Here is a 15,585-nt window from a genome sequence, read left to right as displayed (position 1 = left end):
AGGAAAAAGTAACACCATTGCAGAAGACATCTTCCATTCCGAATTTCATGAGAAAAACCCGCACATCCTAACGGATATGCGGGTTCATCAGTAGTTCCATTCCTATTTATTTCACGCTTACGCGCAGCGATGTGCTCTTTCCATCTAATGTCAGCTTGACGGAAGTGCTGCCTTTCGCCACACCTTGAACACTGCCGCGTTCTACCTTGACCTTCGTATTGGAAGGCACATAAGTGACCTGAGAAGTTACATCTGCTACTTCCCCCGTATCATAGATCGCCTGCACCTTCCAGCTAGCCTTTTGTCCTACGCCCATCTTCACGCTCTTCGGAGTCGCCTCCAGCTTCAACAAGCGCGGCTTGATATGAACCGGAACTTCAAGCAGCTGGCCTTGATATTCGCCAATCAACTTCGTGCTGCCTATGGCTACTCCTTTGACGGTAGAGCCGCTAACCGTTGCCACCTTTTCATTTTCGATCTTCCATTTAATTTTCGATCCAAGAGTAATCGTCTTGCCGTTCTTATATTTCCCCGTCACCTTGACCGACTGAGACTTTTTAACATTCGTGGTAATAGTCTGCGGAACGATATCAAACGATATGATCTCCTCATCAATGGTCACCTTCAGCGACAGCTTCACATTCGAGAAGGTGCCGTTCAATGTAACTTTGCCAGCGATGAGCCCTTTGAGCTTGCCGTCACGCACCAACAGGTTCGGCGAGCTCGATTCCCACTTCACGTCTGAAGTGACTCGCTCTTCCTCACCATCAATGTAGATGACCGTCACTTCCGGAACCGCCTGCTCCCGTCCTGTCACTACGCTTAACTCGGTCGCATTGGCTTGCAGCACGAGCGCTTTGCGCTGCACGGTCACTTCCGTCGCCAGCGTCTGGCCGCGCACGTTCGCCGTCAATGTGACGACGCCGCGGTTCTCCGCTTTCATCTTGCCGTCTTTAATGGAGACGATATCTGAGTTTCCGGATGTCCAATCAGCCAGACCCGAGACATCGATCGTTTCACCGTTTAACGTCACCGCGTTAATTTTCGGCAAATCCTGCACGTCTTCCATATATATATTTTGTTTGCGAATTTCACCCTTGTCTTTATCCTTGTCGACATCCGCCCACTCTAGCTTCTCGATCGTCGGGTGAACCGTCACCTCAATGGACTTGGTCAAGCCTTTGTATTTCGCGGTAATTGTGGACGAGCCGGCGCCTTTCGCATACACTTTGCCCTGTTCCACAGTTACGGCCATCACATTGCTCGATGTCCATTCGGCGAGATCCGTCACTTCCTGCTGATTGTCAACGCTGTTCAGCACAAAGGTCTGAACCGTTAGCGGCCCATCGCCAAGCATCATATGCTGCGCCTTGTCCGGCGTCAATCGCATCGCCTGATAAGAAGCCCGCACCACGACCGTGACGGATTTGGAAGCGCCGAGATAACTTGCTGTAATCGTCGCCGTTCCCACGCCAATCGGCTTGATGACACCGGACTTCACTTCTGCAACGTTCGTGTCGCTGCTGCTCCATTCGGCTTTATCCGTCACATTTTCAAGCGTGCCGTCTTTGGTCTTCGTTTGCGCGATTACCGTCTGGGAATCAGCGCCGTAATCGAATTCAACCAGCTTGTCCGGAGACAGCGTCATTTCCTCATACGGCAAATCGACCTTCAACTTAATATTTTTGCTAAGTCCTTTATGCTTAACCGTAATTTCTGTTTCGCCCTTTGTTTTCAAGGTAAGAACGCCTTTATCGATGTCAGCTACGTCCGTTTTGGACGAGCTCCACGTAGCGTCGGCCGTCACGTCATTTTCCGTGCCGGTTGCTTCATCAAAGGCGAACGCCTTCCATTTCAACTTCATACCCAGCAGCGCATTCATCTCCTTGGGCACTTCAGTCCCGGATTCCACCATGCGCACGCTCAACTGATCGAACTGATAGCTGGACACAACCGTCTTCTTCAGTGTATAGCCTTGATATTTTACGGTTATCTCTGACGTTCCTTTGCCTGCGCCGCTTACCCAGCCTGCATCAACTTTAACTGCGCTCGGATTGGAAGAGCTCCAAGTAGCCAGACTCGTTACATCTTTCTTATCTGTCTTATCTTTAATCGTTGCGATTACCTTCATTTGTACGGATTGTCCTTCGACAACGACATGTACAGGGGAAACGTCGGATTCAAAAGCGATGCCAGTCACGGTATCCTCCGCATTCGCTACCCCATAAAATGGCAACAAGCCGAACAGAAGCGTAAAAACAAGCGCCATGCTGAACCACGATGTTCTCTTACTAGTTGCGTTCACCCTATCTTCTCCCTTCCCTTTACACTGCCTCTAACATATTTTTATATAGATATATAACGGTTATTGAAGCCAAAATTGTTACCTTATACACTCAACTTCAGTGAAAGAAACATAAATTTGAGTCTATTTACCTATTTAGAGCAAAGAAAAAATTATGGTATTGTATGCCCGGGGCCCGGGGATATAACCAATGAAGGACATGTCGCTCAAATGGTCTGAACCAGTAATTAGCAACTATAAGCACAGACTTAAACAACCTTCCATCCTGCCGAGCAATTCGGTTCGGATTGGAAGGTTGTTCTTGCTTATGCCGCTTACTTGTCCGTGGCGAGCCCGTCCATGAAATGGAGTTGGAAATAGGACTTAATCGATTCCTTATCCAAAGGTTCATGCAGCTTGTTCCACTCTGTTGACAGCGCTTTATACAATTGGAGCATAACGAAGCTGATAATCTTCGGATCGGCATCTTTCACCTCGCCCTTCTCCATGGCCAGACGAACTTGGCGTTCCACATATTCAAGCAGTGCCCCTTCGAGCGTAAGGAGCGCATCCTTAGCCATCGGGGTGCCGAAGTCACGCACCTCCTGCGAGAGCTTCATTGCCAGTTCATGTCGACTGCGGAAATCCAACACCCGATCGAGCACGCGGTACAGGTTATCGAAGAACGACTTGTCCGCTTGAATTTCCCGATCAGCAATCTCCTTCATTTCATGAATGAGCTGTTGTAATATTTCATCAAACAACTCTTCTTTATTCGTAAAAAACGTATATATCGTGCCTTTGCCCACTTGGGCAATCTTGGCAACTTGATCCATCGTCGTCGCTTTATAGCCGAACAAAGCAAAGGATTGCGCTGCCGCTTCAACGATCTGTTTTCGGCGGTCTATGGACATCTCCTCTGGCTCCTTTCTTCGACAGACACATGACTAACTGACCATTTCGATATTTTGGTCACACTGTCTTTACTCAAAAATGTAACATATAATAATCCGAATTTCAACCGCATTTGCTAGCAGCACGAAGGTAAATCCTTAGATCGATTCGTCTTATTGGCTGATGCTTCCTGTAGACATTCCGGTTATAATGGATATGGGTGAGAACATGCGAAAAAAAAGAATCCTTCTTCTGTCCGAAGGTTTCGGCACGGGCCATACGCAGGCTGCGTATGCTTTATCAGTTGGTATTAGACAGCTTGCCCCCGATGTTCAGACACGAGTCATTGAACTGGGCAAGTTCCTGAATCCGACGGTAGGTCCGTTGATTTTTGCCGCTTATCGCAAGACGGTGAGCGCGCAGCCGAAATTGGTCGGACTTTTGTATCGCAAAAAATATAAGAAATCGCTGAACCGATTTACGCAGTTGGCTTTACATCGCATATTCTACACACAAGCTTCCCATGTCGTTGAACAATTGCGCCCGGATGCCGTCGTCTGTACGCATCCGTTTCCCAATATCGTCATATCGCGTCTTAAGCGTTCTGGATTGAACATTCCTTTATATACATTGATAACGGATTACGACGCCCACGGCACATGGTTGAATCCCGAGGTGAATCAATATCTTGTTTCTGCCCCTGAGGTGCGCCAGAAGCTGCTTATGCGCGGGATTGCTTCCGATCGCATCGTGGTCACGGGAATTCCTGTTCATCCGAAGTTCTGGCAGCGTTGCCCCCAAGCTGAGGCACAGCAAACCCTTGGCCTGAAGCCGCTCCCCACCGTTATGATTATGGGCGGAGGTTGGGGATTGGCACTGGATGAAGAGCTGCTGCAATATATGTCGACTTGGTGCGAACATGTGCAGCTCTTGTTCTGCATGGGCAGCAATCAGAAGGCGATTCAGCGCATGGAGCAGGATCCGATGTACCGGCATCCGAACATACATATTTTTGGATACACGCAAGAAGTGTCAACAATAATGGATGCTTCCGATCTGTTAGTGACGAAGCCCGGTGGCATGACGTGCACGGAAGGGATGACCAAAGGCATTCCGATGCTATTCTACGCGCCGATACCAGGGCAAGAGGAAGAGAATTGCGACTATTTTACAGAGCATGGTTTTGGAGAGCTCATTGAATCGAAAGACACGGTAGCGAAATGGTTCAATGATTTGCTGCTTCATTATGAGACGCTGCGCCAGAAGCGGCAATCAGGCCAGCTCATTTTCAGAGAACCGGACAAATGCGCCCAAGCCGTATTGGAATTGCTGCAATAATCGAATCTTATTCACGTAACGATGTAAAGGTAAGGGATGGATGCATAATGATGTTTTCAGTAATGGGATTTGCGGGCAATGTGCTGATTGCGCTTGGGCTGCTCGCCAAGACGCTCGGTTGGATAAGCAGCAAGGGATTGTTCATTGCCGTCATCTTTCTTGGATTTATATTATTCGGGGCCGCGGAAAGCAAATGGGGCCGACGCCACGTGGTCGTGCGCTCTATCGACTACTTGCCGCTCATGGCATGCGTTATTTTGTTCGCATTGGCGCAGGATGACACGGTGAAAATTGTGGCGATCGTGCTGCTGCTGCCGTTAAGCGCCATCAGCTCGTGGATTGCTGTCCGTCTGTCGAAGACGAAGAAATACCGCACGATGCCGAGAATCGATGAGACGAAGAACGAGCCGCCCAAATATCAATAATTGACGGAAGAGTCTGTATCCGTGAGCAGAACACGCTCATCGGGTGCAGCCTTCTTTCTCGTATGCCGCTTGGTGATATTCGCGCTCCTCTTCTATTAGAAGGAAGAGACCACATAAGGATCTCTTCCAGAGTACGTAATATGATAATAATAGGAACGATATAATAACCTTTGGCGTTCACTCTATAAGACGCTGCCGCCGAACAGGAAGCGGTGTTCCCACGTCGTGTTCTTGATGTTATCGATGCGCACGCCACCTGACTTTTTGGAATACGTATGCAAAATTTGCCCGTTGCCCAAGTACACGCCGACATGAGTGATGCGCTGCTTGGACTTATTAATGCCGCTATAATTGGATTTTTTCGACCCTTTATAGGTCATAAAGAACATTAAGTCTCCTCGTTTCAATTGGCTGATGCTAGTTTTGGCCGTGGAATGAGACTTAATCCAGGCTCCCTGCTTGCGGGAATCCGTCGGAAGCACGACGCCCAATGCTTCTTTATAAATATGTCTGACAAAGTCGGAACAATCGAACGTTTTCGTATTGTTGCGGTTCGAACCGAATTCATAAGGTGTCCCCTTATACTTCTTGCCCGTCTTAATCACTTTCTCAATCTTCGCCGACTTGCTGGAAGAGGCGGCGGCCATAACATAGGTGTGTTCGCCAGAAGCGTCTGCCGCTGAACCAGAAGGCGCTGTGGATGGGGCAGCCTCCACTTCTATGTATTTGCTATCAGCACTCATATACCCGACGGTGCCGTTTTGATCCTGAACCTTGTACCAATTGTTATTATGCTTGTCCAAAATGACGACATGCTCGCCCTTCTTCGCCATCCGAATAATGGTGGCAGAGGTGGACGGTTCTGTGCGTAAATTAACGCCGTAAACGACTTTCCCCGTTTTTTGCTCGTTCAACTGCTTAGCCGCAGGTGACGCTTGCAATGTAACCGGATCAATCAAGGTCACTTCCGAATCGAGAAGGAAGCCGCTGTTCTCGTCATCGCTATCTGGATCGCCTTCTTCTATCAAATATTCATCCAATTGCGGAATTTGGCTCGTTATTTCAGCATCCGTGCTCGCCTCTGGCGCAGGCGCTGCGTGCAGTGGTGTCATCATCATTTGACTTGCCATCGTAAACATTAGTAAACCTAACAGTAATTTTTTCTTCATGAGAAGCCTCCTTGTTGTTCGTACATTGCTGTGACGTGCAACCGAATGTTGAGCTAATGTTCATATGAACAAGATGTCAAATACTAGTTTATTTTAATCATAATTCTATATTTGTAATGACATCCCAAATCATGCTTGCCCTTATTATATATAGACTTTCATTCATGCTGCTATCGGACTATTCTCTTAAAATTCGACAAAATTCTAAATAAATCTAGTTCTATAGAACCATTTAAAACCATATAAAAGAAAATATTTACACATTCCTCCAAGAGCACGTGGTATATTATAGAAGTATCTTCATCTAAAAAGGAGCGTGTTCCATGATTCGTATACAGCGTTTTCCCGTCTTTTGGCCGGTACTGGCTATGCTATTGGTAGCTGCGGCGGATGTTGCGCTGCTTCTCACCTTCTCCTCCTCCACCATTCCGAATCTGTTATCGTTCGGAGTCGCATTGGATTTCATCATAGCCAGCCAGTCCTGCTGCAAGTGAACGGATGAAGGCGGCTCTCTTCAGGGAGTCGGCACGGCGAACGCGGAACCAGAAATACAGCAGGATGACACGGGCGCACTGCTTACACACGAAGCCTCAGTCATCTATCACGCGCTGTTCAGCTGGCGGAAAAAACCTCATGCTCCAGAGCGCGCCACTGCTTTTAGCGGTTTGGAACAGTCCAGTATGCTCGTCATCGTCATCGGCATCATCCATGTGCTTGTCTTGGAGGGGGCTGGACTTCATTTTCTCATTCACCAATGGTCGGCGCTCGCGGCATGGATATTAACCTTGTCCAACGTATATTTCATCCTCGCCCTCATTGCAGATTATCGGCTGATGAAGCTGAACCCGGTGCTGGTCACCGATCGGGACGTGCGCATCCGCTTCGGCATGAAGCGCCAGATGAAGCAGATTGCGCTGTGCTTAGATAAGCCGCATGATTTTGTGGCTGAGGTCATGGGTGAGCGGGAGTAAGGGATGGATGGTGGATTAGGATATTGTTTTGGGATTGACCGGGGACCGATTTACCTTTAAACATGCTTTACTGCTCTTGGCAATGCGGCTTCTCAGCTTGGACAGTGGGTTAATAAAAGGCTGTCGAGAAAGTCTCGGCAGCCTGGCAGGTTAATTGTTAAGAAAATTATTTATTTAATCGTGATCCTTGCATTATATCTTCTTCTATCCAAGCGAGATAGCCATCCAGAAACGTTTCTACTTTTGGAATAAAACCTTGTCCGAAATGATAGTCTGGATCCAAAGTCGTTATATACATATTTCCTTTATACGATTGACGATCGACGCAAATAATCGCTTCTCCCAGTTCATTAACGAGGACAGGCTCGGCTCCCGCCCCAGCTTCTAACCGAAATACACCGTGATAGTGCCACTTCGCATCATTGACCGAAATCTTTTGAAATAACGGATGTTCAGCATCGACCGGATACAACGGCAAATCAGCGCCTTGATTGACCCACCAGTAAAAATTAGTCGGGTAAAATTTCCAATTAACAGGAGAAAGCCACTGTTTCTCGATTTCTCCAAAGCTAATGATATGTCCTCCCTGATCCAAGTAATGACGGAATTGCTCCGAATGCTCGCACAGCATATCCTGATTTAAGCGGGTAGGCACAATCACGTAATCGTACTGTCGCAGCTCGGTTTGATGCAGATCTAAAATGTAAATCATATCGGTAAACCGCTGGCGGTACTTTCCTTCCTTTCTCGTAAAAAAATAATGCTGGTAGCTGACACCGCCGTATAATATAGCTGTCTTCATCGTCTTAACTCCTTATAGAGGTTGTGAACACGAAATTATACTCTCTATCGATCCAAGCCAACAATTGCTGACCCATTCTTCGAGCTGTTGTCGTGTCGGACAATCCGTATGCTAACAGATCGGTACCAGCACCTGCCAAAATCGTCCCTCTGGTCGTGTGACGATCAATATATACAACCGTCTGACCTGCATTATCCCTTAACGCAATTTCTGCATGTGCAGGCGCCTCGAAATAGCCCCGCGAGAAGAAGCCTTTTACACCGCGTCGATAATTCAGGTCGTACTCCATTACACCACGAAAGAGTGGATGCTCATCATGAGCAAGTATGGTCCGTGCATTCATGTCTAGTGAGCTTCGAATCCACAAGCTATTTCCGGGCAGCCATGGCAAAAATAGTTGGGCAAAAGAAACAACAATTCGTCCCTGCCCCAAAAACTTCGCTATACTATCACGATGTTGATACAAAAATTCCTCATCTACATTGTTAGGCACAATTAAGGCACCGTATGGTGCCAGTCTATCAATCGTCATATCATATAAGAACATGCGCTCTAGCCGTTTGCAGTACAATTCATGCCGATACACTCGTGAGGGACTGTCCGAATAGGAATCTAAAAAAGCAATTTTTATGGGCGTCGTCATGGTGCTATAAGCTAACCTCCCTAAGCATAGTCATCGTAACAAGCTTCTATTAGCGATTTGGTATACGCGTTAGCGGGATGCTGCAATACGTCCTCTGTCGCTCCCCGCTCAAGCAGCATGCCGTTTTTCATGACAGCGATAGCATCTGCGAAGCCGGGAATCGTTTCTAGTCGATGCGTAATAAATAAGAAAGACATGTTATGATCCCGCTTCAATTCAGACAGTAAGCTTAAAATGTCCCGTTCTGTTATCGGATCAAGCGCCGATGTGATCTCATCGGCAATAAGCAGTTCAGGCTCCAGCGCTAATGCACGCGCAATGGCAATTCGCTGCTTCTGCCCTCCTGAGCATTCGGCAGGCAGTCTCTCTAACAGCTCATGAGGCAGTCGAACTCGTTCTAGCAGTTCCTCGACTTTCCGTTGTGACGCCAGCTTCGTCCACTTGTTCAGAATAAGCGGCTCGGCAATGATGTCTTTGATTTTCCAATACGGATTGAGGGAGCGATCTGGGTTTTGAAATACGATTTGCACTTGCCGTGACCGCTCGTGGCGCTGCAAGTGCGCTTGCAGCTGTATTGGAGCTCCTCTCCAGAAAATAGAACCCTCTGTCGGCTGCTGCAATCCGACAATAAGCTCGGCCAGTGTCGATTTCCCAGATCCGCTTTCTCCTACTAACGCGAATACCTCATGCTCAGAAATCGAGAACGATACGTCCTGAACCGCAAATTGCTTGGACTGACCAAAGCGCTTTGAAATATGCTTCAGCTCGAGCATCGCTTGCACTCCTTACCTCATTCATTTATAGAGGTTGTTCAAAAAGTCCGCTGCTCATGTAGTCCGGCCTACATTCCGCTGCTCCTTCTTCGACTTCCTGCAACCCTCTCGGTGCTGAAAACCGACCTTTTTGAACTCTTCACTTATATGTCTTCGTTTTATCGATGGCATAAGCGCCTGCAGTTCACGACTGTAGTTCGTTGCAGGATGATGCAGCCACTGCTCCGCAGGCGCGTGCTCCAGTAGCTGACCATCTTTGATGATCATTATGTCGTCAGCCACCCGCAGCGCCGCCTGAAGATCATGTGTAATCAGCAGCAGCGTCATCCCATGCTCTCTAACCTTAGTGACGAGCAAATTAAGAATCTCCCACTTCACGATAGGATCGAGCGCACCTGTCGGCTCATCAGCAATCAGCAGACTTGGCTTATTAATTAGCGCCAGTGCTAGTAATGCGCGGCCGAGCATCCCTCCGCTTAATTCATGCGGGCAGCTGTCCAGCAGCCGATCAGAAAGCTGCACCTCTCGCAATGCCTGCTTGGCGGCAAGCCGTTTCTCCGATACAGTGATGCTTGATGCGTCCGTCCCCTGCACCGCCTCCATGAACTGTTGACCAATAGTCAACAGTGGATTGAAGCTAAGTCGTGGGTCCTGAACAATAAATGCAGCGTCGACCCAGCGGTTCATACCTTGTTCAGCACGGCTCCCATTCGTTGCACAGATGTTACTTGTGTTACTTGTGTCACTTGTCTCGCTTGTACCGCTTGAGCCATTTGTGCCGCCACTACGAATATACACCGCTCCACTCATCACATCATCCGGCAGCAAGCCGTATACAGCCCGCGCCAGCGTCGTTTTGCCTGAACCCGACTCGCCAATAATAGCCGTGACGCTTCCTGCTGCAATGGAAAAAGACATCGGCTGCAAAATCGTACGCCCATTGTGCACTACGCTTAAATCGTGAACCTCAACCGCGTTATCCGATCCAGCATGAGTCGCAGTACAATGTTCAGCACGTTGAGATTGCTCGGCTGCCTTGACACTGGAATGCACACATCGCACAGACGCAGCAATTTTACCGGAAGCCAGCAGCAGTTTGACCCTGCTGCTAGGGCTGTAGGAACGCAGCAATCCGTTCCCTTGCTGATGTTCGCCTTCGCTTAATAAAGCAAGTCCAATCGTTACGAGCAGGAGCGCCAGCATAGGCGGTACAATCGTCCACTGCCAAGCTGTTGTCATCCACGTTTCGGTTTGATGGAAAGCTTGCTCCAGCATTTTTCCCCAGGTCGGTTGGTTCGGATCGCCCAGACCAAGGAAAGACAAGCTCGCCTCCATCGTCACCGCCTGACGGAACGATAGAATGAACTTCGTTCGCAAGAGTGGAACGATAAAGGGCATCAGGTGCTTTCGCAAAATATAGCTTGGCTTTCCATGAAACAACTGTGACGCTTTCACGAATTCCCGCTCACGCAGCGACAACACGGAGGCTCGAACGAGCCTCATATATCCTGGCCAGGTAAGCAAGCCAAGCGTTACAATCAACTGCCAGATGCCACCTGATGTAAAGGAGGCTACAATAAGCACAAGGAGCAAAGAAGGCAGCACAAGCAGCACATTCGCCAATCCGTTAATCAATGGATCAAGCCTTTTGAAATAACCCGCCACAAGTCCAAGAACACCGCTTAGCGTGGTGCTCAGAATGGCAACGCCTAGCCCGATTAAGAGCGTCGTACGTGCTCCATAACTTAGCTGACTGAATACGTCTTGGCCCAGCGCATTGGTGCCAAGCCAGCTCACATTCGATGGAGGCAGCAGTCTTTCCCTATCGAATGCAAATGGCTCTACACCTGCTAGCAGAGGCCCTGCAAGAGCTAATCCAACAAAACATGCTACGATAACGCTGCCTGCTTTTTTTGATCGATTCATCACAATCCCCCCTGCTTTCCTGTCTGGATTCGAGGGTCAAGCAGCGGGTATATCCGATCTGCAGCCATGTTGAGCAGCAATACAAAAACGGTCATCAGCACAAAAAGTCCGTGCAGCAGCGGGTAATCCCGCGCCAAAATCGCTTCCTGCAACAAATTGCCGATGCCCGGGTACGAAAATACGGTTTCTACGAGTACCGATCCGGCCAGCAGCCCGCCAAGTCGGACAACAACCATCGTTATAATAGGGAGAATGGCGTTTCGCAGAACGTGTCTGTACAAAATAGTGCCGCTGCCCACACCTTTGGCTAATGCAAATTCAATAAACGGCTCGCGCAGCACCCGGATAGCTTCATTGCGCATCAGTAAATAGATGCTGGCCGTATTCGCCACCGTCAAGGTCACGACAGGCAGAACTGCATGCCAAGACACGTCTATCAAAAGGTCCCACCAACCGTTAGGTGTATAAAAAGGCGTCTCCGCACCACCGAGAGGAAACCAATCCCATTTCACCGAAAATCCGAGAACGAACAACATCCCTGTCAAAAAATCTGGGATCGTGCTGACACTAATCATGGTGAGAAACCATCCGCGGTCATGATTCCCTGCATGCCGCCATGCAGATAGCAACCCTGCAGCGATGCCGATTACGATTGACAACACGGTTGCCACGCCAACGATGAGCAGCGTCCACGGGAGACGGTTCATAATCACTTCATAGACTGGAATTTTATAGGTAAACGACTGCCCGAAATCGAAGGTGAATATCCCCTTTACGTAGTCCGCAAGCTGTATCCATGCCGATTCATCTAGATGATAGTAGTCCCTCATCGCTACTTTTTGCGCATCCGAGATAAAAACGGGGCCGTCTTCCCCGCCCTCCAAAAAATCAATAGGCCCCCCCGGCAGCAGCCGAGGGAGAACAAAATTCAAAAGCAGTACAAATAACAGCACATACAAATAGGTGACAGTGTGCTTACTTCTTCGCATCGATGAATGCCGCCTTGTTGTCCCATAGCGGTATGCCGTCCGCTATACCGCCATAGGTGTTGAACCAACGGTCAAACTCAGCTGCCTTGTAAAGGAAATAAAATGGACGATGATACAAGACGAGTGTCGGCAATTCCTCTGACAAGATCATTTGCATTTCGCCAACAATCTCTTTTCGTTTCTCTGTATCCAGCTCTTGCAGCTGCTCCTGCGCTAGCTGCTGGAACTGCTGATGGTCAAACAAGCTGCCTCTGGCTGCAAATGAATTGCTCGCTTTTCCTAAAAACCATAGTCGTAAGAAGTCTGGATCGCCGCTCAGCCCGATATGCCCAGTTAGCGCCATATCGTATTTGTTCTCACCCATTGCAGAGGTGAACGTCGCCCCATCCACCTGTTGAATGTTCAACTCGATACCGACCTTTTTCAGCATCTCCTTCATCATTTGCGCTTCTTTGGAAGTTGAGGAGACTATTAGGCTCAGCTTCAAGTCTTGGCGTACGCCGTTGCCGTCTTTGCGGTAACCAAGCTCGTCGAGCATTTGTTCAGCTTTGGCCGTGTTATATTCATAGGTCTTAACCTTGTCGTTGTACCATGGCGAATCCGGTGGAATAATCCCGCCGCTGCCCGGAATAGGTGTCCCGCCCACAATTTTGCTAGCCATTTCCGTACGATCAAGCGCATATGCCAATGCCTGACGCAATCGCTTATCCTTTAATTGCTGATGGCTATGGTTAAATACGACGCGGACCGCACTGCCTGCCGGCTCGCTCTTCATAACATGAAAGCCTTCCTTCTGAAGTTGCTCCGCTTCCCGATAGTTTAACGTCGATGCCGCATTAATTTCATTTTTCTGCAGGGACAGCACTTTGTTTTTCGCATCCATGTATGCAACATCCTTTACGTTCACGCTTCCCTTGAAATAGTTATCATTGGCGCTAAACCAATATTGTCCCGACTTTTCATCATACTGCTTTAGCGTAAATGGACCTGTGCCGACCAGTGCTGACGGATCTCGATAAGAGATCGGTTCGCTTACTTTTTCCCATACATGCTTCGGAATAATCGGCACGATCCCCACCAGATCGCTTAAAAATGGAGCGTACTTGTTATTCAACTGAAACTCAACCGTGCTGTCTCCCGTTTTGGACACGGATTTGATTTGGCTAATGTCGCCAGTCCATGGGAACGGGTGTGTCTTGAAGTATTCAAATGTAAACACGACATCATCCGCGGAAAACGCCGTCCCGTCATGCCATTTCACATCCTGCTCCAGCGTGAATGTATACCGCAATCCATCCTCGGATACCTTCCACGATGCAGCGAGCCATGGAATGACTCCCGTGCCGTCTTTCCAGGTTAAGGTGTCAAACAAGAAGCTGTTGCGCAAATACCCGCCCGGGCCTGACGGCTTGAAAGCAAACGGCGATGGATAGCCGCTGTCCTGCCATCCGATTCGGATTGAAGGCTGCGCCTCTGCTGTTGAGGTTTGCGGCGCCTTTTCATTTTCTATCGGTGTAGATGTATTCGATGAACTGCATCCTGACAGTAAAATGAATGCCGTTAATAGTAAAGCTAAGTATGATGTTTTGCGAAATCGCATGGAAATAACACTCCTTTTCTCGACTCAAGCTGTAACGCACAAAATTTAAGATAAATTAGTTGATAATGAAAATCAATATCAATAACAGGAGTGATATATGGAATAATAGCGGCATAGCTCATTTGATTCCGCTTTCATATTAAAATCTAATAGATGTATTAAAAAGAACGATAGGTTATTGTTTTAATTGATATTGATTATCAATCTCATATTTAGTATACTCTCTACTATTCTCATTCTCCCTTAGGAGGCTGCATTCATGAAGGTTCTCGATAAAATGGAAACTTTTTTGACGTTAGCTGAATGCGGGTCTTTTTCCGAAACGGCGAAGCGGCTCTTCTGCTCCCAACCGACGGTAACCAGCCACATTCAACAGTTGGAGGAGCAATTCGAGGCAACGCTGTTGATTCGCTCGGGAAAATCGGTGCGTTTGACACCACAGGGGGAAGTATTGCACGAGTATGCCAAAGAAATGGTTGCTCTATTTGAGGAGGCTTCGCTGAGCATCAAAAACGCGGGTCTCTCGAGCCCTGTGCTTTCGCTATATGCCAGCAACTATATGGGGGTATACGTACTGCCGGATATTTTGCGGCGGTTTCACCACAGCTATCCACAGCAGCATTTTGAGCTCCATACGTATCGATATACAGATTTAATTAACATGCTTATGGCGGAAAAAATCAATATGGCTTTCCTGCCTATTTATGAGGAAGACAAATATGTTCGGGCTCAATTTGATTCCTTTGTGCTGTTTAAAGATGAGTTTGTGCTCGTGCTTCCGCCGGATCATGCTTGGGCGGAGCGGAAGATGCTGTATGCTCGCGATATTGCCCGCATAACGCTGCTGCTGCCGCAAAATAGCTATTTGCAGGATTGCATTTTATCTCCGATCTATGAGTTGGGGATACAGCCAGATACGATCCATATGAGCAGCTTTGAGGTGATCAAGGAATCGATTAAGGCTGGATTGGGCTCTGCCTTTATTCCCTACTATGCCGCACGTGGTTCACTAGATGCAGGCGAGCTCATAACGAAGCCCGTATACGGGTTGCGCATCGAACGACGCAACGGATTCATTCATCGGAAGCGCAAGCCGCTTACCCAAATCGAGACCGCTTTTTGCGAATGTGCTCAGGACGCTTTAATTTTGAATTGTAACGCTTAATCATACTTGCTACGCCCTTTTTTGGATGCGTACGTTTTGGAGGCTAGATATATGTCTGTTATTCGAGTTAGAGACAACAAGGATTTCATCGAAATCAGCTTTGAAGATATTAAAAAATACCATGGCGGACTGGCCCTCATGGCTATCGCTGTTGCTTTCCGCGTGCAGCAGGCCGCCATACGTGAATTGTTCGGCACGGAACCGCCGCAGCGGAACATGCTCAGCATCCTGTCCGGCCATGCGGGTCCCGGGTTCCGCGATGCGTTTGAATTCGTAACTCGCGCTGTCACACGCGGTGTTTACAAGGTAGATGTCCATTACCCGATAGCTCAATACGACCCGCATCGCGCCCAGTCCTACGCCTTTGTTATCTCGACCACAGAAGGCGCAGCTGTTGAAGTGGCATTGAAGGACAACTTCCTTCCGCTTCTGTTCTACGACTTCTTGGCAAAAGGCCGCAGCAAAGCGATGACCACGCAGGATGTCGAGCAATTTGACAAGCTGAAGTTAGATCTTTCGCAGCAAGCGTTGGCTTTGCCACAGGAAGAGTTGCTCACTGTGAAGCGCCTCTCGTAAATTCAATGGCTGGCAGCAATTGCTGAACCT

Annotated in this window: 15 protein-coding genes; 6 read left to right on the top strand and 9 right to left on the bottom strand. The window is 48.3% G+C overall.

The genetic code is table 11. The annotated features are described in order from the left end of the window. Window positions 1–106 precede the first annotated feature (106 nt). Window positions 107–2,305 (bottom strand): Ig-like domain-containing protein, encoded by a 2,199-nt coding sequence (locus tag M3650_RS06375; RefSeq protein ID WP_251573374.1) that lies wholly within the window; start codon window positions 2,303–2,305, stop codon window positions 107–109. A 314-nt stretch (window positions 2,306–2,619) separates the two neighbouring features. Continuing rightward, window positions 2,620–3,198: a TetR/AcrR family transcriptional regulator gene (locus M3650_RS06370; protein WP_251573372.1), complete on the bottom strand. Its 579-nt coding sequence runs from the start codon at window positions 3,196–3,198 to the stop codon at window positions 2,620–2,622. A gap of 208 nt (window positions 3,199–3,406) precedes the next feature. On the opposite strand from M3650_RS06370, the gene M3650_RS06365 reads away from it, so the two are divergent. Together M3650_RS06365 and M3650_RS06360 are read left to right on the top strand one after the other, a co-directional pair. After that, window positions 3,407–4,516 (top strand): UDP-N-acetylglucosamine--LPS N-acetylglucosamine transferase, encoded by a 1,110-nt coding sequence (locus M3650_RS06365; RefSeq protein WP_026011182.1) that lies wholly within the window; start codon window positions 3,407–3,409, stop codon window positions 4,514–4,516. Between the two features lie 47 nt (window positions 4,517–4,563). Beyond that, window positions 4,564–4,941: a permease gene (locus M3650_RS06360; protein WP_251573370.1), complete on the top strand. Its 378-nt coding sequence runs from the start codon at window positions 4,564–4,566 to the stop codon at window positions 4,939–4,941. Between the two features lie 182 nt (window positions 4,942–5,123). On the opposite strand, the gene M3650_RS06355 is transcribed toward M3650_RS06360, so the two are convergent. After that, a complete protein-coding gene (locus M3650_RS06355; protein ID WP_251573368.1) occupies window positions 5,124–6,110 on the bottom strand; it encodes a C40 family peptidase in 987 nt (328 codons plus the stop codon). 323 nt (window positions 6,111–6,433) lie between these two features. Here M3650_RS06355 and M3650_RS06350 point away from each other — a divergent pair, with 323 nt between their 5' ends. Further along, the gene (locus M3650_RS06350) at window positions 6,434–6,604 is read left to right on the top strand and encodes a hypothetical protein (protein WP_251573366.1); all 171 of its coding nucleotides are present in this window, start codon (window positions 6,434–6,436) and stop codon (window positions 6,602–6,604) included. A 171-nt stretch (window positions 6,605–6,775) separates the two neighbouring features. Next, a complete protein-coding gene (locus M3650_RS06345; RefSeq protein WP_251573364.1) occupies window positions 6,776–7,081 on the top strand; it encodes a hypothetical protein in 306 nt (101 codons plus the stop codon). A gap of 166 nt (window positions 7,082–7,247) precedes the next feature. On the opposite strand, the gene M3650_RS06340 is transcribed toward M3650_RS06345, so the two are convergent. The 6 genes from M3650_RS06340 to M3650_RS06315 are packed head-to-tail and all read right to left on the bottom strand — an operon-like array spanning window position 7,248 to window position 13,814. Continuing rightward, window positions 7,248–7,883 (bottom strand): hypothetical protein, encoded by a 636-nt coding sequence (locus tag M3650_RS06340; RefSeq protein WP_251573362.1) that lies wholly within the window; start codon window positions 7,881–7,883, stop codon window positions 7,248–7,250. Between the two features lie 4 nt (window positions 7,884–7,887). Further along, the gene (locus tag M3650_RS06335; RefSeq protein WP_251573360.1) at window positions 7,888–8,526 is read right to left on the bottom strand and encodes an aspartate/tyrosine/aromatic aminotransferase; all 639 of its coding nucleotides are present in this window, start codon (window positions 8,524–8,526) and stop codon (window positions 7,888–7,890) included. 20 nt (window positions 8,527–8,546) lie between these two features. Further along, on the bottom strand, window positions 8,547–9,299 hold the full coding sequence (locus tag M3650_RS06330; protein WP_251573358.1) for an ABC transporter ATP-binding protein: 753 nt from the start codon (window positions 9,297–9,299) through the stop codon (window positions 8,547–8,549). A gap of 54 nt (window positions 9,300–9,353) precedes the next feature. Next, window positions 9,354–11,225: an ATP-binding cassette domain-containing protein gene (locus M3650_RS06325; protein WP_251573355.1), complete on the bottom strand. Its 1,872-nt coding sequence runs from the start codon at window positions 11,223–11,225 to the stop codon at window positions 9,354–9,356. After that, window positions 11,225–12,214 carry an ABC transporter permease gene (locus M3650_RS06320; protein WP_251573353.1) on the bottom strand — a complete coding sequence of 330 codons (990 nt, stop codon included), beginning with the start codon at window positions 12,212–12,214 and terminating at the stop codon, window positions 11,225–11,227. Before M3650_RS06320 ends, M3650_RS06325 begins: the two co-directional genes overlap by 1 nt. Further along, a complete protein-coding gene (locus M3650_RS06315) occupies window positions 12,201–13,814 on the bottom strand; it encodes an ABC transporter substrate-binding protein (protein ID WP_251573351.1) in 1,614 nt (537 codons plus the stop codon). The genes M3650_RS06320 and M3650_RS06315 overlap by 14 nt, the downstream gene beginning before the upstream one ends. 259 nt (window positions 13,815–14,073) lie before the next feature. On the opposite strand from M3650_RS06315, the gene M3650_RS06310 reads away from it, so the two are divergent. Both M3650_RS06310 and M3650_RS06305 read left to right on the top strand, forming a co-directional pair. Next, window positions 14,074–14,979, top strand: coding sequence for a LysR family transcriptional regulator (locus M3650_RS06310; protein WP_251573349.1), 906 nt, complete (start codon window positions 14,074–14,076; stop codon window positions 14,977–14,979). 51 nt (window positions 14,980–15,030) lie between these two features. Next, window positions 15,031–15,555, top strand: coding sequence for a hypothetical protein (locus tag M3650_RS06305; protein WP_251573347.1), 525 nt, complete (start codon window positions 15,031–15,033; stop codon window positions 15,553–15,555). Window positions 15,556–15,585 lie beyond the last annotated feature (30 nt).

This window comes from Paenibacillus sp. MER TA 81-3, assembly GCF_023713585.1.
Taxonomy (GTDB): Bacteria; Bacillota; Bacilli; order Paenibacillales; family Paenibacillaceae; genus Paenibacillus_B; species Paenibacillus_B profundus.
This window is presented reverse-complemented; position numbering and strand designations above follow the sequence as displayed.